The following is a 20361-nucleotide window of genomic DNA, read 5'->3' as shown; positions in this document are numbered from 1 at the left end:
CGGAGACCGGCTACTCGTGCCGTCAGGGCTTCTGCGGCACCTGCCGCCTCCCGGTCCTCGCGGGCGAGGTCGCCCACGCGGGCAGCGCGGCGGCCGCCACCGGTCGGTGCGGGGTCAGTTCCAGCCGGTCAGGCCGGCGCCGTAGGGGTAGAGCGGGTTCCCGTACGTGGTCGGCACCGGCTGGCCGGCGTCGATCTTCGCGCGGATCTCGGTGCGTTGGGCGTCCGTGGCGCCCAGGTCGTAGGGCAGGTCCCACCTCTCGTTCGCGTCGGCGGACGTGTCGCCGCCCCCGGGCTTGAGCACCTGGTCCAGGCTCCGGGGCAGCTGCCAGGGCAGCTTCCCGCCGGGGGTGTAGTCCCCGAAGAGCAGACTGGCCGTCGCCGGTCCGGTCTCCTCACCGCCGCGGTAGGTCACCACGATGGCGTCCGCCAGCCCGTTCCAGTCGCTGATCACGATCGGCCGGGGCAGCGTGAGGACGACGACCACCGGGATGCCCTGGTTCTTGAAGTTCTGGATGAGGGCGAGTTGGTCCGGCGGCAGGTAGGGCTGGGTGTTCACCCAGGAGGTGGCGTGGGTGTAGGAGGGCTCGCCCACGGCAACCACGGCGAGTTCGGGGGAGGGGCCGGTGTCCTGGTAGACGTTGACGCCGGCCTTGGCGGCGCGGGCCTTGATGGCCTGCAGCGGGGTGAGCGAGCCGTAGTCCGGGTGGAAGTAGCTGGACCAGATGCAGCACGCCGCGCCGTCGGTGGCGCGGGCGCCGGCGACGACGATGTTGTCGCCCGCGTTGAGCTTGACGGGCAGCACGCCGTTGTTCTTGAGCAGGGTGTTGGACTCGCGCGCCGCCTGGTTGGCGAGGGCGGTGTAGGAGGGCTGGTGGAACCGGTAGGGGCCGTTGACCGGGTCGCCGTAGGGGCGCTCGAAGATGCCGAGCTGGAACTTCAGCCGCAGCACGCGCGTCACCGCGTCGTTGATCCGGGCGAGCGGCACCTGCGAGACGAAGCCGGCCATCGTGAACCCGGGGGCGCCCGGGTCGGCGCCGCCCATCACGTCGGAACCGGCGTTGGCCGCGTTCACCCAGGCGCCGGACGGCAGCCAGTCCGTGGTGATCAGACCGGTGAACCCGATGTTCTGCCGCAGGTAGGCGAGGATCTTCGCGCTGTCACCGGCGCCGGGGCCGCCCGGGTCGAGGTAGGAGCTGCCCGCGTACCCGGGCATGATGTTGACGGCTCCGGCCTCGATCGCGGCCCGGAACGGGATCATGTGGTACTTGATCGTCACCGCGTCGTAGACGATGCCGGCCTCACCGCCGGCGCCTTCGCCCGGCCAGTGCTTGACGGTGGCGAGGACGGAGCCGGGGTTGAGTTCCGGTCCGCCCTGCAACCCGGCCACCTGCGCCCGCAGTTGGGCCGCCGCGACGTCGGCGTTCTCCCCGCCGCCCTCCTGGATGCGCGGGTAGAGCACCTTGGTGCCGACCTCGGCGAGCGGTGAGAGCGTGCCGCGCGCACCGACCTCCAGCTCCTCCTTGCGCTGCATGTCGCCGAGCTTGTAGTCGAGCGGGTAGTCCTTGTTCGCGGCCATCGCGCTCTGCAGCGGGTACGTGGTCTGGTAGCCGGCGGTGGTGTCGCCCGCGGACACCGGCGGGATGCCCAGCCGGGTGGCCGCCGTGGAGAGCAGCACGTTGTGCAGGTCGGCGGGTTGGGCAGGACCGAAGTGCCAGCCCGACATCGGGTAGGACTGGACGTTGTAGAACATCTGGAAGGCCTTCTCCTCCAGCGTCATCCGGCCCAGCAGGTCGGCGGTCCTGGTCTCGACCGGCTGCCGCCAGTCCTCGTACGGCTCGATGGTGCCGTTCTTGTTCAGGTCCCGGGCGCCGCCCACGAGGTTGACGCCGTCGCTGACCGTCTCGAGGTCGGGCAGGTAGACGCTGAAGGTACGGACGTTGGAGGTGGTGCGCGCGCCCGAGCCGCTCACCGCGACGACGAACCACCGGTAGGTCCACCGGTCGCTGATGTCCCACGTCGGGGTGTAGGCCGTGCCGGTGGGTTCGGCGACCTTGGTGTAGAGGTCGAGCAGGTTGCCGGAGGCCGCGAAGTCGTAGTCGGTGCGGCTGATGTTGAGCCAGACCTCGTAGCGCGCGGTTCCCGCGACCCCGGCCCAGGACAGCGCGGGCCTGCGGGTGTTGGTGATCATGGCGTGGTCCGCGGGCGCCGCCAGGGCGAACTGGTTGAGCGTGGCCGGGGCCTTGGTGGGGCCGGAGAGCAGCGGCGGGGTGGCGGTGGACGTGTCGAGGGTGCCGCGGATCTGGAACTCCCACAGGGAGTAGCCGTATCCGGTGGCGCGGGCGGTTCCGGTCAGCCGCACGTAGCGGCCCTTGCCGCTGACGGCGAGGTTCTCGACGCCGCCCTTGCCGGTGGTGGTGCTGTACAGGGGGGTCCAGGTGGAGGCGTCGTCGGAGATGTCGACGTGGTAGCCCGTGGCGTAGGCGGACTCCCAGTTCAGCGAGAGCCCGGTGGCCGTGGCCCGGCCGCCGAGGTCGACCTGCAGCCACTGGTTGTCGGTGGACAGGCTGGACCAGCGGGTGGTGGTGCGCCCGTCCAGCGCCGCCGCGGGCGCGTTCGCACCTTCCCACGAGGAGGCCGAGACCTGCCGGTAGGCGGAGATGACCGTGCCGTCGCCGGGGTCACCCGGGTCGCCGGGGCCTGTGGGAGTGCCGGTGTGGACCGCGAACTCCCACAGGGAGTAGCCGTACGCGGTGGCGCGCGCGGTGCCGTACACGCGGACGTAGCGGCCGTTCCCGCTGACGGTGAGGTTCTGGGTGCCGCCCGTGCCGGTGGTGGTGCTGTAGACGGTGGTCCAGTTGCCGGTTCCGGTGGCGGAGACCTGGATCTGGAAGGCCGTGGCGTACGCGGTCTCCCAGTTCAGCGAGACCTGGCAGACGTCCTGGGCGGAGCCGAGGTCGACCTGGAGCCACTGCGGGTCGGCGATCGCGCTGGACCAGCGGGTGCCGGCGTCGCCGTCGACCGCCGCCGAGGCCGGGGTGGCGCCGTTCTCGGTCGAGGAGGCGGTCGCCGGACGGTTCAGGGCGGCGTTGGCCGTGCCGCAGGTGCCGGGCTGGGTGCCGCCGGCTCCGTAGACCTGGAACTCCCACAGGGAGTAGCCGTATCCGGTGGCGCGCGCGGTCCCGTACAGCCGGACGTAGCGCCCGGAGGCGGTCACGTCGAGCGTCTGGCGGCCGCCGGTGCCGGTGGTGGTGGAGTAGGCGTCGGTCCAGGCGGTGCCGTTGGGGGAGACCTGGATCCGGAACGCCGTGCCGTAGGCGGCCTCCCAGTTGAGGGTGACCTGGGTGATGTCCTGGGTGGAGCCGAGGTCGACCTGGAGCCACTGCGGGTCGGCGGCGGCGCTGGACCAGCGGGTTCCGGCGTCGCCGTCGACCGCCGCCGAGGGCGGGGTGCCGGCGTTCTCCGTCGAGGACGCGGTCGCGGGTCTGCCCTGCGAGAGCAGGATGGTGGCGGCGTTCGCGGTGGGGGCGTTCACGGCGCCGAGCGCGCCGCCGGTCGCGAGGACGGCCGCGAGGGCCACCGCGATCAGCCGTCGGCGCCGGGCGAGGTGGTGCAGGAGGAGAGACAGGAGGCTCATGCACATCTCCGGGGGGTGGGGTGTGATGCCTCTTGCCACCGCCACGCCGTCATGAGCCCGACGACGGTGCGGCGGCTGTGGGCGGGTTCGGCTTGCCTGGTGGGTTCGGGTTATGACGCCAAAGGTGCCGGAGAGCGCTCTCCGGGTGGGAGTTTCTTCCACTGCCCGAACGCTGTCAACAGATTCGACAGACCTGGGTGCGGAGCCGGGCGCCGGACCCCGGCGCCGCGCCGCCCGCGGGGCAGCGGCCGGGACGGGCGCCGGGCGGCTACCGGGACCGGGACCGGCCGCGGGCCTCGAACAGCAGGGGAAGGAGTGAGACGGCGACGATCAGCCCGACGATCAGCAGCAGGTACCGCTCGATGCCCGGCACGGCGTTCCCCAGCCAGTACCCGGCCAGCACCAGGCTCTGGGACCAGGCCAGGCCCCCCACGATCTGCCAGAGGGTGAAGGTGCGCACCGGAACCCGCAGCGCGCCCGCCAGGGGGCTCAGCACCGTGCGGACCAGCGGGATGAAGCGGCCGATCACGATCACCTTGCGGTAGCCGTACCGGCGCAGCAGCTCGTCCGAGCGGACCACCGCCGATTTCAGCCGCTCGCTGCGGCTGCGGGCGAGCGCGGCCCGGCCGCCGTGCCGCCCCACCAGGAAGCCGACCTGGGCGCCGGCGACCGACCCCACGGCGGCGCAGAGGAGCACCTGCCACAGGGACAGGTGCGCTCCCGAGTCACCCCCGCCCGCGCAGAGCACACCGGCGGGGAAGAGCAGGGTGTCCCCGGGCAGGAAGAAGCCGATCACCAGCAGGCCCGACTCGGCGAAGACCACCACCAGGACGGCCAGCGCCCCGAAGGCGGCGAGCAGCGACGCCCCGCTCGTCGGGTCGACCGCCAGGAGGTCCCAGCTCATGGCGTCCCCGCGGAACGGCGCCCCACATCCGCGGGTCGTCCTGCAGGGGAGCTGAACACATCTTGAACCGTACCCGCGCGGCCGGGCCGCGGCCCGGCGAGGGCCGGCCGATGATGCTCCGTGGCCGGTCTACGACGCCCGGGCGACCGCCAGGGCGACCCCGCAGCCGGCGCAGAGCCGGTGCACCCAGGAGCCGCCGTCGTACCACTCGACGGTGCCGTGCGCCGCCGCGCACACCCGGCACGCCGCGGACGGCGCTTCAGGCGTCCTGATGTACGACGGGAAGGGGGGTTGCCGTGACGGGCAGGTCAGGCGTGGTCGAGGAAGCGGACGGACCACGCGTAACCGCTGGTGCTGCTGGAGGGGACCTGGCTGACCTCGGTCACCCGGCAGCCGTCGTAGGCGTACTTGCGGGCGAACCGCTCCAGGCGCTGTGCGTCGTCGAGTGCTTCCATGGACAGCGGAGCTCCCACCACAAGGTCCTCGTGGAGGGTCGTTCCGTCGGTGGCGTCGGTGGAACAGGTACGGCACTGGTGCGCTGCGGGTAGGGACATAGCCCCAGTGTGCGCCCAATGCTCCGCATAACCCGCATGCGTGCGCGGGGCCGCTTCCGCGGGGCCGTCAGGTGAGCTCGCCGGCCTCCCCCGGACGGACGTACCGGTCGGTGCCGCCGCGGGTGTCGAGCGTCAGGGTGAGGTGGTGGGCCGTGCAGTGGGGGGTCGCGGCGGCGTGGTGCTCGCTGTAGCGGATCGCGGGGCCCGCGGGGAAGTGCAGGCGCAGGAGTTCCTCGATGGCGGTGACCGTCGCCTCGTCGGCCGCCGCGATGCTCACGCTGCCGTATCCGGCGGGAAGCTCGTCTGTCCTCATGTCTCTGTTGTAGGCCGGATTCGGCCGCGGCGCTCGGTCAGGACGGTCGGACGGTCACCGGGTGACGCGGGAGACGGGTGCGCGGTGCTGCCCGGCAGGAGGCCTGCCGGGCAGCACCGCGGGGAGGCGGATCGGTCAGCAGGCGCCGAGGTCCTGCCAGACGCCCCACTGGCCGGTGGTGCCGGGCTCTTCGCCCAGGGTCCACCACTTGGCCTTCCAGTTGTGGCCCTTGTGGGAGACCTGCTGCCCACCGGTGTAGACGGTGCCGGAGGCCCACGCGGCGGCGGTGCACTGGTGGCCCGTACCGCCGGTGACGGTCAGGGTGTAGGTCGCCGTGTGGCTGCCCGAGGTGCCGGTGCCGGTGACGCTGAGGGTGTAGGTGCCCGACACCGTCGCGGCGGTCGTGGCGATGCTGAGCGTGGAGGAGCCGCCCGCCGTCACGGAGGTGGGGCTGAGCGAGGCGGTGACCCCGGCGGGGGCGCCGCTGACGCTGAGGCTGACCGTCTGCGCCTGGCCGGCCGTCACCGCGGTCTTCACGGTGCTGGTGGCCGAGGCGCCCGCGACGACGGACCCGGAGGCCGGGGTGGCGGTCACCGAGAAGTCGTTGGTCGGGGTCGTGGTGCCGCTGGTGAAGGGGGCGAAGATGTGGGTGAAGTCCCAGGTGTTCTGCTGGATGCCGGAGCAGTTGTCGGCGGCCGCGCCGCCCGGGCAGCCGCCGTTGTCACGCTGCAGCGCCCAGAAGGACAGGGTGTTGATGCCCTTGGAGACCGCCCAGTTGTACACCTGGGTGGCGTTGGCCAGGGTGAACGTCTCGGCCGGTCCGAAGTCGTCGACCCCCGGCATCTCGGTGACGCCGATCATGCCCCACAGCTCCGCGGCGGTCTTGCCCGGGTAGAGCTGCGCGAGCTGGTTGTACAGGCCCTGCGCGGCGGTCTGGGTGTCGTTCGCCATGTTGTGGGTGGCGTTGTCGTAGTAGTCGAACGTCATGAGGTTCGCGACGTCGACCCGTGCGCCGTTGGCGACCGCGTTCTGCAGGACGGCGAGGCCGCTGGAGGCCAGGCCGTGGGTGGTGGTCGGCAGCGTGTAGGAGATCTCGACCTTGCGGCCGTTGGCCGCCGCCCAGTCCTGGACGATCTTGATGGCCTTGTTCCGCCGGTCGATGCCGGCGCTGTTGTCCAGCGAGTCGACCTCGATGTCCATGTCGAGCCGCGCGACGTCGTAGGTCGTGATGACCTTCTCGTAGGCGGCGGCGATCTGGTTGACGTCGGTGCAGCTGTCGGCGATCTCGGTGTTGGTGGTGTCCGCGGTGTAGCCGCCGAAGGAGGGGATGACGTCCCCGCCGCGGGACTGGATGGTCTTGATGTCGGCGCCGAAGGAGGACGCGGCGATCGGCAGACTGCTGTCGCCGTTCCACAGCACCGTGCAGGAACCCTTGGCAGCCGTCTGGATGAACGCCATCGTCAGGTGCTTCGCACCGGACTGGGCGGCGAGGGCGGCGGGGCTCTCGCCGGTCCATGCCTCGAAGTAGGGGGCGAAGACGTGGGCCGGCAGGGGGGTGGCCGCCTGGGCGGTGCCACCGCTGAGTGTGGCCAGGCCCACGGCGGCCACAGCGGTGACGGTCGCGGTGAGGACCGCGCGGAGGGAGCGCATGCTTCTCATGCTTGTCCAAGCTGTGAGGGGGGTGACCGCCAAGTCCCTTGATGCAGGGCGGTTTTGAGTTATGGGACTCCCTGAGCAGGGGCCATGTCAATGGTCTGGACCAAGATAGGACTAGACCAACCGGCGGGTGGACCGGCCTCCCGCCAGCCCAGCAGCCGCTCCGCGCGGTGGACCACGCGCCCGCGGACGACGGGATCCGGCCGCGGGCCGTGACCGGTTCCCGCTCCGCCGGGAGCGCCGGGTCCGCGACGCCGTCCAGGACCCCGCGCGCCCCGCCGGCGCGGCCGGGGGCGTGCTCGCCCACCCCGTTCGTCTGCGAAGCTTCGGACATGAACCCCACCGATGCCGCGCCCGAGGCCACGCGCTCCGCGGACGAGATCCGCGCGTACCTGGTGGGGCGGCTGAACGCCGCCCTGCCGCGGCCCGAGATGTTCGGCGGGGAGATCGCCCTGCGCACGCTGCTCGACCACCTGGCCTTCGCGGAGGGCCGCGAGCAGGCCTGGGCGGACGAGAACCAGGCGCTGCGCGCCGCCGGGGCGTTCCAGGCCACCGGCGTCATCGGCGGATTCGCCCGGCTGCTGCCGGACCACCGCGACCAGAAGGCCGCCGCCTCCGTGTACGCCGAGTTCGCCCACCGCAACGGCTGGCTGGAGCTGGACCGGGCGCTCAGCTCCGAGGAGTACCGCGCGCTGCGCGACGCGGTGCCGAAGTGGTGCACGGAGAACAAGTGGTTCACCGACGTGGTCGAGTCGTTCGGGGAGCCCTCGCTGCTCATCGGCGGCACCAACCCGCAGTTCTCGAAGACCCTGGGGTACGCCACCGCGCGCCCCGAGGATCCGATGGTCCTCTTCCACCTGTGGAACGGGACCCGGCCGGGGAACCCTCCGTCGGGGCCGCCGATGTACGGCCAGCCCGTCGTGATGGCGGTGCGCTGCGCCGACGGGCCGGATCCGTTCGCGGGCACCTTCACCTTCACACCGGAGGGCGCGCACCGCCGGCCGCCTGCGGAGGAATACTGATCGGGACGGGGATCGCGTGACCCTATGAACTGTTGACGGCCCTTGCTACCCTCCGCCGCATGATTTCCACGGTTGTCTGGGGCACCGGAAATGTCGGACGTGCGGCCGTCCGGGCCGTCGAGGCCCACCCGGCGCTGGAACTCGCCGACGTGATCGTCCACAACCCGGAGAAGGTCGGCCGTGACGCGGGCGAACTCAGCGGGCTCGACCGCGAGTTGGGTGTCGCGGCCACTGACGACATCGACGCGGTGCTGGCCGCCGGCCCGCAGGCCGTGGTGTACGCGGCCTCCGGCGACATCCGCCCCGACGAGGCCCTCGCCGACATCGTCCGGGCGCTCCGCTCCGGGGCCGTGGTCGTCAGCCCCGCGCTGTACCCGCTCTACGACCACCGCAACGCCCCGCCGGAGTTCCGCGACCCGGTCCTGGCCGCCATCGCGGAGGGCGGCGGCTCGCTGTTCGCCTCCGGGGTCGACCCGGGATGGGGCAACGACGTGCTGCCGCTGCTGATCAGCGGACTGGGCACCACCGTGGACGTCATCCGCTGCCAGGAGATCTTCGACTACTCCACCTACGAGCAGCCCGACTCGGTCCGCTACCTCGTCGGCATGGGCCAGCCGATGGACTTCGAGCCGCTGATGCTGATGGAGACCATTCCCACCATGGTGTGGGGCGGGCAGATCCGCATGATGGCCCGCGCGCTCGGCGTCGAACTCGACGAGATCCGCGAGACGATGGCCCGCCGGCCGCTGGAGGCCACCGTCAGTACGCGGACGATGGGCGAGTTCGAGGCCGGCACCCAGGGCGCGGTGCGGTTCGAGGTGCAGGGCATCGTCGAGGGCGAGCCGCGCATCGTCATCGAGCACGTCACCCGGATCCACGCGTCCTGCGCCCCGGACTGGCCGCAGCCGCCGGACGGTACCGGGGCGCACCGGGTGATCATCGAGGGCCGGCCGCGCATCGAGGTCACCATCGAGGCCAGTGACGAGGGCGAGAACCGCTCCGCGGGCGGGAACGCCACCGCGGTCGGGCGGCTGGTGGGCGCCATCGACTGGCTGGTGGACGCGGAGCCCGGACTCTACGACGCACTCGACGTCCCGCTGCGTCCCGCAGTCGGCAGACTCGGAAGGAAGCAACGATGAACATCGACATCCCCGAGGGCCAGGAGCCGATCGGGTACGTGTGGGGCGACATGGTCCCCGGCATCGGGATGGCCGCCGCGAACTTCTCGCTGTCGGTGTACGCCCACACCACGCTGGGCCTGCGCGAGTTCGAGGCCGCCCGGCTGCGCATCGCGCAGATCAACGGGTGCCTGTTCTGCCTGGACTGGCGGACCGACCGGGACGGGGAGAAGGTCGAGGACACCTTCCCCGAAGCGGTGACCGCGTGGCGCACCACCGACGCGTTCGACGACCGCACCCGGCTGGCCGCCGAGTACGCCGAGCGCTACGCGCTGGACCACCACAACCTCGACGACGAGTTCTGGGAGCGGATGACCGCGCACTACAGCCAGGTCGAGATCGTGGAGCTGAGCATGAGCATCGGCTCGTGGCTGGCGTTCGGCCGCCTCAACCACGTGCTCGGCCTCGACGCGGTGTGCGTGCTGCCCACCGGCTGAGCCGCTCCGGGGCCGTGCGGCGCATCCGGCCGGCCCCGGGGCCCACCCGCGGAAGGTGATGTCAGTCGTCTCCCGCGGGGTCCTGCTGCTGTCGGGCTGTCGCCACCGGGGCTACAGGTCGGTGGCGATGATCTTTTCGATGTTCCGTTCGGCGAGCGCCGTGATGGTGACGAACGGGTTGACGCTGGTGTTGCCGGGGATCAGCGCGCCGTCGATGACGTACAGGCCCGAGTACCCGTGCAGGCGGCCGTAGTTGTCGGTCGCCTTGTTCAGCACCGCGCCGCCCAGCGGGTGGTAGGTGAGGGTGTCGTTCCAGACCTTGTACACGCCGAACAGGTCGGTCCGGTAGATCGTCCCCTCCTTCGCGTTGATCTTGTCGAAGATCGTCTTCGCCATGTCGATGGACGGCTGCTTCCAGGCGGTCTGCCAGTCCAGGTCGACCCGGTTCGCGCCGGCGTTCCAGGAGAACGTGCCGCGGTTCGGGTTCTTGGTGATCGACAGGTAGAACGAGGCGTACGTCTCGATCCCGGTCGGCAGCGGCGCGACCTCGGCGAACGCGCCTCCGGCCGCCCAGTTGTCGATGCCTCCGCAGGGGATGGTGGCCTGGAGCGACCCGGTCGGGTCCCACAGGTGGTTGGCCCGCCCGCACATCACATTGCCGTTGTCACCCCATCCCTTGCCGATCTCGCTGTTGAGGTTGGGCAGCGCCCCGGTGGCCTTGAGCTTGGTCAGCAGCTTGCTGGTGCCGACGCTGCCGGCCGCGAAGAACACCTTGTCCGCGGTGACGGTCTTGGTGGCGGTGGTGTCGCCGTTGGTGTTGATCTGGTCGATGACGACGGTGAAGCCGCCGCCGGAGGCCGGGGAGACCGAGGTGACCTTGTGCAGCGGCGAGATGGTGACCCGGCCGGTCTCCTTGATCCGGGCGATGTACGTCTTCTGGAGCGATTTCTTGCCGGCGTTGTTGCCGTAGAGGATCTCTCCGGCCAGCGCCGACTTGGTGGCGGTGCCGGCCGCCTCCGCCTTCATGTAGTCCCAGTCGTATACGTCCGGCACGAAGACGAACGGGAAGCCGGAGCGCTGGGCCTGCTTGCGGCCGACCCGGGCGTACTGGTAGCAGTCCGTGGTGTCGAACCAGGCCGGGTCGATGGTGCCGACGCCCAGACCCGCGTTGGCGCGCGGGTAGTAGGTGTTGTACATCTCGTCGGCGTTGACCGACGGGAGGACGGCGCCGAAGTTCTCGCGCTTGGGGGTGACGGCCATACCGCCGTTGACCAGCGAACCGCCGCCGACGCCGCGGCCCTGGTAGACGGTGATGCCGGCGAAGTCCTCCGCGTCCAGGATCCCGGTGTAGCGCGGGATGCTCTTGTCGATGGGGATGCCGAAGAAATTGCTGAGGGGCTGCTTGGTCTTGGTCCGCAGCCAGTAGGAGCGGTAGTCCGGCGAGGTCGTGTTGCAGAAGATCTTGCCGTCGGAGCCCGGGGTGTCCCAGGCCATGCCCATCTCGACCATCTGTACGTCGACGCCCGCCTGCGCGAGACGTAGGGCCGCTACGGAGCCGCCGTACCCGGTGCCGATGACCAGAACCGGAACGTGGGCGCCGTTGCCGATCACGGCCGTCGCGGCAGCGGAGGCCGCACGGGCTCCGGTGACCTGCGCGGAGAGCACCACCGCCCCCAGAATAGAACCTGTTCCAGCGATAAATCGACGACGTGAAACACCCTCAGAACCGTTACGGCCCATGGTTGAGTCACTCATGTGACGTTCCTCACTCTCGATGGAATGGGAACAAGTTCTACTGTTGCGAGCTTGTGAAGTCACGACATACTTATGGGTAACTTCTCGCCGATCGACCGCTTGCGGCCTTCCGTCGACCGCATGCGCCCACCACGTAACCGGAGGGCGCGGCTACGTCCTGGGGCGGACGGCGCGGGCCCCGCGCGGTGAGCTGCTCCGCGTGCCCGGCGGGCACTGCGCACCGTTCCTGGCGGAGCACGAGCACGTGGTGGCGGCCGAAGTGTCCTTCCTGCGCCGGCACCTGCTCGACGCCGCGCAAGCGGACGGCGTCGACCCCGCCGCCGCGTCCGCGCCCCGCGGGCCGGGCGACCGCCGCGTCACGCCCCCGTGAGGAACGCCTCGACGGTGGCGGCGAAGTACCCGGGGTCGTCCAGCCAGGGGAAGTGCCCGGCGGCGGGCTGGACGGCGGCCTCGGCGCGGGGGAGCAGCGCCGCGATGCGGGCGGCGGCCCGGGGGCGCGGGCCGCTGTCGAGCTCGCCCGCCAGCAGCAGCACCCGTACGTCGGAGGCGGCGAGGGCCGCGCGGGTCGCGGCGGGGTCGAACGCGCCGGCGGACGCGTACCGGTCCGCCGCCTCGTCGTTGGTCTGTTCGACGTCGGCCGCCGCGTGGGCCCGCGCGGCGGCGTCCCACCGGCCGTAGAAGAACGGGGCGGCGGTGTCCCAGTCGGCGTCGGTCGCCGCGCCGGCCCACACCCGTTCACCGGCCTCGTGCGCGCCCGCGAACCACGGCTCGGCGGTGCGCAGGGCGGACGCCTCCCGGCGGTGGGCGGTGGTGAAGTCGACGCCCAGGGCGCGTGCCCGTGCGGTGATCAGCGCCAGCGCGCGGACGCGCCCCGGATGCCGGGCGGCGTACAGCAGGGCGAGGTCGCCGGCCGCCGAGTGCGCGAGCACGTCGACACGTTCCAGGCCGAGGTGGTCGCGGAAGGCCTCCACGTCGGCGACCTGCCGGTCGCAGCGGTAGGTCGCCGGGTCCGCGGGGACACCGGAGCCGCCGGTGCCGCGCAGGTCGAGCAGGAGCAGGCGGCGCCGCTTCGACAGCCCGCCGAGGTCGCCGAGGTACGCCGACGCGCGCATCGGTCCACCGGGCAGGCAGAGCAGCGGTTCGCCCTCGCCCGTGACGTGGTAGGCGAGTTCGGTTCCGTCGGGAGCGGTGAAGGAGGGCATGGCCCCATTCCCGCCGACCGGTCCGGTGCCTGTCCAGCGGATTTCCCGCCGCCCCGGCACGGGAGGCGGCGCGCCGGCGGCGTCGTCACGGGGTGGGTGACGGCGCCGCCGGCGTCCTGCCGGGCCGCTGGGGTCACCAGGCGGTGACGGTCCAGGTGAAGGTGGTGCTGCCGGTGGCGCCGCCGGCCGCGGCGGTGACGCTGGTGCGGTAGGTGCCGGCGGTGGTGGGCGTGCCGGTGATCCTTCCGGTGGCGGCGTCGATCCGCAGGCCGGCGGGCAGGCCCGCTGCAGTGAAGGCGAGCGGACGGCCGTCAGCGGCCTTGGCCTGGACGGTGACCGGGAAGATCCAGAAGCCGGCCCAGCTGGACTGGTCGCCCGGGGCGGTGACCGTGACCGTGCCCGACCCGGACGGGGTGACGGTCCAGGTGAACGTGGCGCTGCCGCTGGGCCCGTCGGCCTCGGCGGCGGTGACGGTGGTGCGGTAGGTGCCGGCGGTGGTGGGCTTGCCGGTGATCCTGCCCGTCGCGGCGTCGATGGCCAGTCCGGCGGGGAGGCCGGAGGCGGAGTACCGCAGGGCGGCGCCGGGCGCGCTGTCGGTGGCGGTGATCTGCAGGGTGACGGGGGTCCCGCTGACGCTCGCCTGGTCGCCCGGGTCGGTCACGGTGACGGTGTGCCCCGGGGTGCCGCCGACGAGCAGGCGCACGCCCAGGTCACTGAGGGCGTTGGAGACCGGGTAGAAGCTGCTGACGGTGTCGCTGCCGCCACTGACCAGGCCCAGCGCGGCCGAACCGTCGTACAGGCCGCCGCCGCTGTCCCCGGACTTGGTGAGGTTCCCGGTCTGGATGAGGTGGTTGACGACGACGCCGTTGTCGTACGTGACGGTCTGGTCGACGGCCTTGACCGTGCCGCAGGTGACACCGGAGGTGGCGCCCTTCTTGCAGACCTGCTCGCCGACCCGGGCGGTGCCGACGCTGGTGAACGCGCCCGGGTCGGGCGTGAGCGCGTTGGTCACCAGGCTGGCGTCGGTGCCGTTGGGGCCGACCTTGGACGTGGTGCCGATGAACTGGCCGTCCGGGGTCTGCCAGCCGTTCGCCGCCTTGCAGTGCCCGGCGGTGAGGACGAAGTCGGCTCTGCCGTCGGTGACGTTGAAGCCTATCGAGCACCAGCTGCCGGAGTTGCCCGCCACCTGGAGCTTGTCCCCGGTCGCGGTGCTCTGCTGCACCATGCGGCCGGTCGTGTGCTCCACCCGTACCAGGCTCCCGAGCGAGGCCGCCGTGTCCAGCAGCCTCGCCAGCCGGGGCCCGGTCGCGGCGTCGCTCACCGTGAGGACGACCTGCCCGGCCGAACGGTCCTCGCCCCAGGAGGTGTTGGGCACGGCGGGCACCGCGTCCAGGGCGCCCTTGGCATCGGCGACCTGCGCGGAGCGCAGTGGCGCCGGGTGTCCGGCGGGCTGCGCCGCGACGGTGGGCGCGGCGATCAGGAGGAGGGATCCGGCCAGCAGCGTGCCGGCCAACGTGCTGGCGCCCAGGGCGCGTCGACGGAGATTCACGGGGATCTGCCTCTCACGTGGGGGGTGGTGCGGCCATGCTGGCGGCCGCGGGCGAGCGGGCCTATCGGGGGAATCCCTTGCCCCGGCCGCCCCCGGTGACGAGGGATTCCCCTGCTGCGCGGCGGGCGGGGAAGCGGCACTGTGGGGGGTGTCGGTCCAGCGGCGGCGTTCGGGGGCGGAGGGGCGGATGGATCTGCGGGAGATGGTGGACGAGGCGTACGGGGCCGGGCTCCGGCTGGTGGGGTCGGGGCAGCAGGCGCGCGGCGTTCCCCAGCTGGCCGCGGTGCCGCTGGACCGGCTGGGGGTGGCGCTGGCCACGGTGGACGGCGAGGTGATCGGTGCCGGCGACTGCCGGGAGCCGTTCTCCGTGCAGAGCCTGTCCAAGGTGTTCTCGCTGGCCCTGGCGCTCGCCCACGAAGGGGAGAGCCTGTGGAAGGGCGTGCGCCGGCAGCCCTCCAGCCTGCGCTACGACGCGCTGGTGCAACTCGACGTGGACCACGGGGTGCCCCGCAACCCGTTCGTCAACGCCGGTGCCCTCGTGGTCGTCGACCGGTTGATGGCGGCGCACCGGACGCGGTCGGCCGCCGCCGTGCTGGAACTGCTGCGCGCGGAGTCCGGCAACCCCGCGATCCGGATCGACCCGCGGGTCGCCGAGTCGGAGCGCGGGGCCAGCCACCGCAACGCCGCGGCGGCGCTGCTGATGGCCTCGCACGGCCGGCTGGAGCACGAGGCGGCCGAGCTGCTCGACCAGTACGTCGACCAGTGCGCCATCGCCGCGTCCTGCGTCGATGTGGCGCAGGCGGGGCTGTTCCTGGCGCGCGGCGGCCGGCGCGCCCGCGGCCGGCCGCCCCTGCTGCCGGCGCGCCAGGTGCGCCGGCTCAACGCCGTGGTGCTCACGTGCGGTACGTACGGGGCGGCGGGGGACGTGGCCTGCGAGGTGGGGGCGCCCGTCAAGAGCGGGATCGGCGGCGGGGTGCTGGCGGTCTTCCCGGGGCACGGCACGGTGTGCGCGTGGTCGCCGGGCCTGGACGAGGCGGGCAACTCCGTCGCCGGCATGGCCGTCGTGGAGGAGGTCGCCGATGCCACCGGATGGTCCGTCTTCTGAGGACCCCGGCACGCCCCCGCCCCCGTCGGAGCCGGCGGACGCGCCCGGCGCGTACGCGGGGCTGCCGTCCGCGGTGGCCGGGCGCCGGGCCCGCGAGCGCGGCTGGTCCGTCGTCCGGCTCCTTCCCGCGGGAGCGAGCGTGACGATGGAGCGGCGGGCCGGGCGGCTCAACCTCGAGGTCTGCGGCGGTGTCGTGCACCGGTGCTGGGCGGGCTGAGCGCGCGGCTCCCGGCGGGGCGGGCGGTCCGGGGGTCAGGTGCGCAGCACCGCGGCGAGCTGGGTGCGGGAGCGGATGCCGAGCTTGCGGTAGACGCGGCTGAGGGTCGACTCGACGGTCTTGACGGAGATGAACAAGGTCGCCGCCGCGTCGTGGTTGGTCAGACCCTGCACGACCAGGAGGGCGAGCCGCCGCTCGGCGTCCGTGAGCTCCGGGGAAGCCGTCCCGGGGGCGCTGCGCGGTCCCTCCAGGCGGGCCAGCAGGTTCTGCGTCAGCGCGGTCCAGGGCCGCGCCTGGGCCTGCTGGAACAGGCCCGCCGCACCGGTCCAGGCGGTGCGCGCCGCGGCCGGCCGGCGCCGGGTGCGTTCGAGCAGGCCCAGCGCCACCCGGGTCCGTCCCTCCTCGAGCGGCAGCCGCAGGCACCCGAACCGCTCCGCGGCCTCCCGCAGCAGCCCGGCCGCGGTGTCGAGGTCGCCGCGGCGCGCGGCGCACTGGGCCCGGGCCCGCTGCAGGCCCGCGAACGCTCCGGTGCCGGGGTGGGCGGCGGTGATCCGGGCGGCCTCGGCCGCCTGCTCCTCGGCCTCGTCGAGCCGGCCGCCGGCCGCCAGCGCCTCGACCAGCTCCGGCCGCCAGCGCAGGATCCGCGGGTCGGCCACCTGCTGCTGCCGCTCCAGTTCGGCGACCCGCGCCAGGGTGCGGGCCGCCTCGGCGGCGCTGCCGGTGACCAGCTGGACCGTGCCGAGCGCGAGGAGGCTGCGGGACGCGAAGACCATGTCGTGTTCCTCGTGCGAGGTCCGTGCCGCGCGCGCCGCGAACTCGGCGGCCCGGGTGAAGCTGCCCCCGGCGGTCTCCGCCAGGGCGGCGGTGTACCAGACCGGGCCGGGCGACAGCCCGGAGGCCGCGCACACCGCGCTCGCCCGCTCGCTCCACCGCAGCGCCTGCGCGCAGGAACCGGCCCGGGCGTCCACCTCGGCCAGGCTGCGCAGCACCTCCTCCAGATCCGCGGCCACGCCGTGCCGTTCGGCGACGCCGAGCAGGTCGAGCAGTCGCGCCCGCGCCTCCGGCAGCCGGTCGTCGAAGACGGCGTGACGCGCCGCCAGGTACTGCGGGCTGGAGCTCACCCCCAGCACGTCGACGGGGACGTCCAGAGCGAGCGCGTCCCGCAGGGTGTCCTCGGCGGCCGGGTCGTCGAGGATGCGCTCCATCCGGGCCCGCATCGTCAGCGCGGCGGCCTCGCAGGCCCGGTCCCGGCCCCGGCGGCCCAGTTCGGCGGCGCGCGCGGCGGCGGCGCGGGCCCTGTCCGGACGGCCCTCGCACACGTTCGCCTTCACCGCGACCCGCATCTCCACGGCGGCCATCAGGGACGGATGCCCCTGCGCGGCGCCCGCGGCCCGGGTCAGCACCTGGTCCATCTCCGCCATGGCCTGGCCGGCGGAGTCCACCACCGCCAGCAGCGCGGCGATCACCTCGGCCGGGCTGCCCCGGTTCACCCGGACCGCCGCGGCCACCCGGCCGGCCAGATCGCTGCGCCCGGCGGCCGCGGCATCGGTCGTCGCCGCGGCCAGCCGCGCCAGGCGCCCGGCCCGCTCGGCCGGCGGGGTGCGCCGGGCGGCGAGCAGCTCCAGCTCACCCGCCCAGGACCGCTGGCCCGCGCGGCGGGCGTCCGCGGCCGCGGCCCCGATCTCGGCGGCCAGCGCGGCGTCGAAGCCGTCCGCTGCCAGGGCGCGGTGCCAGACCGCCTCCACCGGGTCCTCGACCGCCGCCGCCAGCGCGCGATGGGCGGCGGCCTGCGCGCCGCCGGGTGCCCGTGCGCGCACGGCGTCGCGCAGCACGGCGCCGCGGAAGGCGAGGGAGCCCTCCGGCCCCAGGGTCACGATGCCGGCCTCGGCGGCCAGCGCCAGGTCCGCGTCCACCCGCTCGCACCCGGCCCGGCGCAGCACCGCCGCCGACGGGTCGACGGCCAGCGCCGCCGTCAGCAGGGTGGCGGTGACCGGCGCCGGCAGGGCGGCCAGCCAGGACGCGGCGGCCTGCGGCGGGCAGGACGTGCCGGCGGAGGCCGGGCCCGGTGGGGTGTCCCGCAGTTCGCGGGCGACCGCCAGGGCCAGGCCGGGGTTGCCGCCGGACATCGCGTGCACGCGCGCCGCCCAGCGGCCGGGCAGCGCGCGGCGTTCGAGCAGGTGCGCCACCTGGTCGACGTCCAGTGGCGCGAGTTCGTACGGCACCGTCCGCGGCCCGGCCACCTCCGGCGCCCCGGGCGGCGTCGCGCAGCGCCGGGTGACGGCCACGCGCAGCGTGCCGGGCGGCAGCGACGGCAGGACGTGGGCCAGCGCCCGGGCGCTGTCGTGATCCGTCCACTGGACGTCGTCGATCAGCAGGAGCGCCCCGGACGTCCGGGCCAGCACCTGCCCGAGCGCGAGGCGGACCGCCACCGGATCCGGGCCCTGCGGCGGGAGGGCGCGGCGGCGCAGCAGGACGTCGACCGCCGACTGGAGCGGTCCGGCGGGGAGGAGGAGGTCCAGCGGGTCCATCGCGGTGAGGAGGTCGGTGAGCGCGCCGTACGGGGCCGGGACGCCGTTCTCCCGCAGGGGCAGCCGCAGGGTCCGCTCGCCGCGCCCGGTGGCGGCGTCGGCGAGGGCGTCCAGCGCGGCCGTCCGGCCGGACCCCCGGACCCCCCACAGGACGGCGGGGGTGCCCGCCGCCAGCCCGGCCTCCACTTCGGCCAGGACCGGGCCGAGGCCCACCGGACCGTGCTGCGTCATCGTCCCCAGCCCTTCCCTCCGGCCGACGGCCCTCGTCCTGGCGGACGGCGGCGTCAGTCTCGGTCCGCCGCCGGCGTGCGTCAAGACGGTGGGCCGCCGGGGGTGGCCGTGCGGCGAAGAACGAGGGTTTTCCCTGCTCGGGTCGGGGAGGTCCGGCTCACAGGGCGTCGGGATAGCAGAGGCTGCGGCGGGTTCCGATCGCCCGCAGGGCGTGCACGACGTCGCGCGGCTCGGAGCCGCGCAGCAGATGCACCGAGCCCCGTGCGGCGAGGTGGTGGGCGGGCTCGGCGCCGGCGAGCTGGGCGGCGACGATCACGACCGCCGGCGGCGGGGTGAGGGCGCGCAGCTCCTGGCAGAGGGCGAGCGGGTCGACGCCGTCGAGCCGGGCGTCGATGACCACCACATCGGTCAGCAGGGTCCGCGCCAGCGCCAGCACGGTGGCGTGGTCGGTCCCGTGCGCGATGACGCGGAAGTGCCGGTTGGCGTGGATCGCCGACCGCATGCCACTGGACGTGTCGCTGTCGTGCTCCATGAGCAGTACGGTCATCACGTTCTCATCGTGCGGCACCCGGCGGCGAAGCGCGCGGAGCGCGGCGGCGCCCCGCCGCCGGTGCCGTCAGAAGTTGATCATGTGTCCGGCCAGGCCGTGGACGGCCTCCTTGACCGCCTCGCCCAGCGTCGGGTGGGCGTGCACGTTGCGCGCCACCTCGTGGACCGTCAGGTCCCACTGCTGGGCCAGGGTCAGCTCCGGCAGCAGTTCGGTGACCTCCGGGCCGATCAGGTGCGCGCCGAGCAGCTCTCCGTGGGTCCGGTCGCTGATGACCTTCACGAAGCCGGCCGGGTCGCCGAGACCGTGGGCCTTGCCGTTCGCGGTGAAGGGGAACTTCACCACGTTGACGTCGAAGCCCTTCTCGCGGGCCTGGGCCTCGGTCCAGCCGAAGCTGGCGATCTGCGGCTGGCAGTAGGTGGCGCGCGGGATCATCGTGAAGTCGAGTTCCATGGTCTCGGCGTCGGCGATGGTCTCGACGGCGACGATCCCCATCGACTCCGCCGCGTGCGCCAGCATCAGCTTCGCGGTGACGTCACCGATCGCGAAGATGTGCGGCACGCTGGTGCGGCCTCGGGCGTCCACCTCGATCGCGCCGCGCTCGGTCAGCCGCACCCCGGTGGCCTCCAGGCCGTAGCCGGTCACGCGCGGCGCGAAGCCGATCGCCTGCAGCACCTTGTCGGCCTCCAGGACCTGCTGCTGCCCGTCGCGCGTGACGGTGACCCGCACCTTGGCCGCCGGGTCGCTGTCGTCGATGGACTCCACCCGGGTGGAGGTGAGGACCTCGATGCCCAGCCGCCGGTAGCGCTTGGCGAGTTCGGCGGAGACCTCGGCGTCCTCCAGCGGCACGACACGGTCGAGGAACTCGACGATCGTGACCTTCACCCCGTAGTTGTGCAGCACGTACGCGAACTCGACGCCGATCGCGCCGGCCCCGGCGATGATGATGCTCTCCGGCAGCGAGTCGGTGAGGATCTGCTCCTCGTAGGTCACGACCCGCTGGCTGAGCGAGGTGCCCGGCAGCAGTCGCGTCGTGGCCCCGGTCGCGATGACGCAGTGGTCGAAGGTGACCGTCTCGGTGCCGCCGTCCTGCAGCGCGACCCGCAGGGTGCGGTCGTCGGTGAAGGTGCCCCGCCCGTCGTACTCGGTGATCTTGTTCTTCTTCATGAGGTAGTGCACGCCCGCGACGCGGCCGTCGGCGACCTTGCGGCTGCGCAGGTACGCCTCGCGGTAGTCGAAGCTGACCGTGCCCTCGACGCGGATCCCGAAGGTCTTCGCCTCCTGGGTGAAGATGTGCGCCAGCTCGGCGTTGCGCAGCAGCGCCTTCGACGGGATGCAGCCCACGTTCAGGCACACCCCGCCCCAGTACTTCTCCTCGATGACGGCCGCCCGGAGCCCGAGCTGGGTCGCGCGGACCGCGGCGGTGTACCCGCCGGGACCCGCACCGAGGACCACGACGTCAAAGTGTGTACTCATGATCCTCACCCTAGACATCCGCGACCCGATCCGAGCGGGCAACCGGGCGAG

17 protein-coding genes and 1 pseudogene are annotated in these 20361 nt (G+C 73.3%); 7 read left to right on the top strand and 11 right to left on the bottom strand.

Going from position 1 to position 20361, the window contains the following annotated elements; all coding sequences use genetic code 11:
• A pseudogene (locus tag ABZ721_RS28395) lies at positions 1 to 77 on the top strand (2Fe-2S iron-sulfur cluster-binding protein); the annotation flags it as partial.
• 37 nt (positions 78 to 114) lie between these two features.
• Here the strand turns inward: ABZ721_RS28395 and ABZ721_RS28390 are convergent.
• The 5 genes from ABZ721_RS28390 to ABZ721_RS28370 all read right to left on the bottom strand — a co-directional run bounded on the left by ABZ721_RS28390 (position 115) and on the right by ABZ721_RS28370 (position 7066).
• Positions 115 to 3636 carry a discoidin domain-containing protein gene (locus ABZ721_RS28390; RefSeq protein ID WP_358791571.1) on the bottom strand — a complete coding sequence of 1174 codons (3522 nt, stop codon included), beginning with the start codon at positions 3634 to 3636 and terminating at the stop codon, positions 115 to 117.
• A 268-nt stretch (positions 3637 to 3904) separates the two neighbouring features.
• Entirely contained in the window at positions 3905 to 4540 is a 636-nt protein-coding gene (locus ABZ721_RS28385) for a DedA family protein (protein WP_358791570.1), read from the bottom strand.
• 308 nt (positions 4541 to 4848) lie between these two features.
• Positions 4849 to 5094, bottom strand: a complete 246-nt coding sequence (locus ABZ721_RS28380; RefSeq protein WP_358791569.1) for a hypothetical protein — start codon at positions 5092 to 5094, stop codon at positions 4849 to 4851.
• Positions 5095 to 5161: 67 nt separating this feature from the next.
• Positions 5162 to 5407 carry a hypothetical protein gene (locus ABZ721_RS28375; protein ID WP_358791568.1) on the bottom strand — a complete coding sequence of 82 codons (246 nt, stop codon included), beginning with the start codon at positions 5405 to 5407 and terminating at the stop codon, positions 5162 to 5164.
• 135 nt (positions 5408 to 5542) lie between these two features.
• Positions 5543 to 7066 carry a glycosyl hydrolase family 18 protein gene (locus ABZ721_RS28370; RefSeq protein WP_358791567.1) on the bottom strand — a complete coding sequence of 508 codons (1524 nt, stop codon included), beginning with the start codon at positions 7064 to 7066 and terminating at the stop codon, positions 5543 to 5545.
• A gap of 329 nt (positions 7067 to 7395) precedes the next feature.
• Here ABZ721_RS28370 and ABZ721_RS28365 point away from each other — a divergent pair, with 329 nt between their 5' ends.
• Genes ABZ721_RS28365 through ABZ721_RS28355 form a run of 3 tightly spaced genes read left to right on the top strand, consistent with a single transcriptional unit; the run spans position 7396 to position 9700 of the window.
• Entirely contained in the window at positions 7396 to 8085 is a 690-nt protein-coding gene (locus tag ABZ721_RS28365) for a hypothetical protein (RefSeq protein ID WP_358791566.1), read from the top strand.
• Positions 8086 to 8144: 59 nt separating this feature from the next.
• A complete protein-coding gene (locus tag ABZ721_RS28360; protein WP_358791565.1) occupies positions 8145 to 9224 on the top strand; it encodes a dihydrodipicolinate reductase in 1080 nt (359 codons plus the stop codon).
• Positions 9221 to 9700, top strand: a complete 480-nt coding sequence (locus tag ABZ721_RS28355) for a carboxymuconolactone decarboxylase family protein (protein WP_358791564.1) — start codon at positions 9221 to 9223, stop codon at positions 9698 to 9700. The genes ABZ721_RS28360 and ABZ721_RS28355 overlap by 4 nt, the downstream gene beginning before the upstream one ends.
• A 111-nt stretch (positions 9701 to 9811) precedes the next feature.
• On the opposite strand, the gene ABZ721_RS28350 is transcribed toward ABZ721_RS28355, so the two are convergent.
• Positions 9812 to 11455 (bottom strand): GMC oxidoreductase, encoded by a 1644-nt coding sequence (locus ABZ721_RS28350; protein WP_358791563.1) that lies wholly within the window; start codon positions 11453 to 11455, stop codon positions 9812 to 9814.
• 199 nt (positions 11456 to 11654) lie between these two features.
• Here ABZ721_RS28350 and ABZ721_RS28345 point away from each other — a divergent pair, with 199 nt between their 5' ends.
• The gene (locus tag ABZ721_RS28345) at positions 11655 to 11825 is read left to right on the top strand and encodes a hypothetical protein (RefSeq protein WP_358791562.1); all 171 of its coding nucleotides are present in this window, start codon (positions 11655 to 11657) and stop codon (positions 11823 to 11825) included.
• Here the strand turns inward: ABZ721_RS28345 and ABZ721_RS28340 are convergent.
• Together ABZ721_RS28340 and ABZ721_RS28335 are read right to left on the bottom strand one after the other, a co-directional pair.
• Entirely contained in the window at positions 11812 to 12657 is an 846-nt protein-coding gene (locus ABZ721_RS28340) for an alpha/beta hydrolase (RefSeq protein ID WP_358791561.1), read from the bottom strand. The two genes, ABZ721_RS28345 and ABZ721_RS28340, sit on opposite strands and share 14 nt — an antisense overlap.
• A gap of 133 nt (positions 12658 to 12790) precedes the next feature.
• Complete coding sequence (locus ABZ721_RS28335) at positions 12791 to 14206, bottom strand: putative Ig domain-containing protein (protein ID WP_358791560.1); 1416 nt, start codon at positions 14204 to 14206, stop codon at positions 12791 to 12793.
• A 187-nt stretch (positions 14207 to 14393) separates the two neighbouring features.
• Between ABZ721_RS28335 and glsA the strand changes: the two genes are divergently transcribed.
• Both glsA and ABZ721_RS28325 read left to right on the top strand, forming a co-directional pair.
• Positions 14394 to 15311 carry a glutaminase A gene (gene glsA / locus ABZ721_RS28330; RefSeq protein WP_358791559.1) on the top strand — a complete coding sequence of 306 codons (918 nt, stop codon included), beginning with the start codon at positions 14394 to 14396 and terminating at the stop codon, positions 15309 to 15311.
• On the top strand, positions 15286 to 15528 hold the full coding sequence (locus ABZ721_RS28325; RefSeq protein WP_358791558.1) for a proteinase inhibitor I78: 243 nt from the start codon (positions 15286 to 15288) through the stop codon (positions 15526 to 15528). Before glsA ends, ABZ721_RS28325 begins: the two co-directional genes overlap by 26 nt.
• Before the next feature lie 35 nt (positions 15529 to 15563).
• Here ABZ721_RS28325 and ABZ721_RS28320 read toward each other — a convergent pair whose 3' ends face one another.
• From ABZ721_RS28320 to lpdA, 3 genes are all read right to left on the bottom strand, one after another.
• Positions 15564 to 18287 (bottom strand): LuxR C-terminal-related transcriptional regulator, encoded by a 2724-nt coding sequence (locus tag ABZ721_RS28320; RefSeq protein ID WP_358791557.1) that lies wholly within the window; start codon positions 18285 to 18287, stop codon positions 15564 to 15566.
• 157 nt (positions 18288 to 18444) lie between these two features.
• Positions 18445 to 18834, bottom strand: a complete 390-nt coding sequence (locus tag ABZ721_RS28315; RefSeq protein WP_358791556.1) for a response regulator — start codon at positions 18832 to 18834, stop codon at positions 18445 to 18447.
• 69 nt (positions 18835 to 18903) lie between these two features.
• The gene (lpdA, locus tag ABZ721_RS28310; RefSeq protein WP_358791555.1) at positions 18904 to 20310 is read right to left on the bottom strand and encodes a dihydrolipoyl dehydrogenase; all 1407 of its coding nucleotides are present in this window, start codon (positions 20308 to 20310) and stop codon (positions 18904 to 18906) included.
• Positions 20311 to 20361: the final 51 nt, after the last annotated feature.

Origin of the sequence: Streptomyces sp. NPDC006733, assembly GCF_040636125.1 — a bacterium.
In the GTDB taxonomy this organism is placed as follows: domain Bacteria; phylum Actinomycetota; class Actinomycetes; order Streptomycetales; family Streptomycetaceae; genus Actinacidiphila.
Note: the sequence above shows the minus strand (reverse complement) of the source record. Positions and strands in the feature narration are given on the sequence as shown.

Coding starts and splice junctions, on each gene's coding strand:
- ABZ721_RS28380 (WP_358791569.1), bottom strand. CDS start 5,094: ATGTCCCTACCCGCAGCGCACCAGTGCCGTACCTGTTCCACCGACGCC.
- lpdA (WP_358791555.1), bottom strand. CDS start 20,310: ATGAGTACACACTTTGACGTCGTGGTCCTCGGTGCGGGTCCCGGCGGG.
- ABZ721_RS28315 (WP_358791556.1), bottom strand. CDS start 18,834: ATGACCGTACTGCTCATGGAGCACGACAGCGACACGTCCAGTGGCATG.
- ABZ721_RS28360 (WP_358791565.1), top strand. CDS start 8,145: ATGATTTCCACGGTTGTCTGGGGCACCGGAAATGTCGGACGTGCGGCC.
- ABZ721_RS28340 (WP_358791561.1), bottom strand. CDS start 12,657: ATGCCCTCCTTCACCGCTCCCGACGGAACCGAACTCGCCTACCACGTC.
- ABZ721_RS28385 (WP_358791570.1), bottom strand. CDS start 4,540: ATGAGCTGGGACCTCCTGGCGGTCGACCCGACGAGCGGGGCGTCGCTG.
- ABZ721_RS28325 (WP_358791558.1), top strand. CDS start 15,286: ATGCCACCGGATGGTCCGTCTTCTGAGGACCCCGGCACGCCCCCGCCC.
- ABZ721_RS28375 (WP_358791568.1), bottom strand. CDS start 5,407: ATGAGGACAGACGAGCTTCCCGCCGGATACGGCAGCGTGAGCATCGCG.
- ABZ721_RS28365 (WP_358791566.1), top strand. CDS start 7,396: ATGAACCCCACCGATGCCGCGCCCGAGGCCACGCGCTCCGCGGACGAG.
- ABZ721_RS28320 (WP_358791557.1), bottom strand. CDS start 18,287: ATGACGCAGCACGGTCCGGTGGGCCTCGGCCCGGTCCTGGCCGAAGTG.
- ABZ721_RS28370 (WP_358791567.1), bottom strand. CDS start 7,066: ATGAGAAGCATGCGCTCCCTCCGCGCGGTCCTCACCGCGACCGTCACC.
- glsA (WP_358791559.1), top strand. CDS start 14,394: ATGGATCTGCGGGAGATGGTGGACGAGGCGTACGGGGCCGGGCTCCGG.
- ABZ721_RS28390 (WP_358791571.1), bottom strand. CDS start 3,636: ATGAGCCTCCTGTCTCTCCTCCTGCACCACCTCGCCCGGCGCCGACGG.
- ABZ721_RS28355 (WP_358791564.1), top strand. CDS start 9,221: ATGAACATCGACATCCCCGAGGGCCAGGAGCCGATCGGGTACGTGTGG.
- ABZ721_RS28350 (WP_358791563.1), bottom strand. CDS start 11,455: ATGAGTGACTCAACCATGGGCCGTAACGGTTCTGAGGGTGTTTCACGT.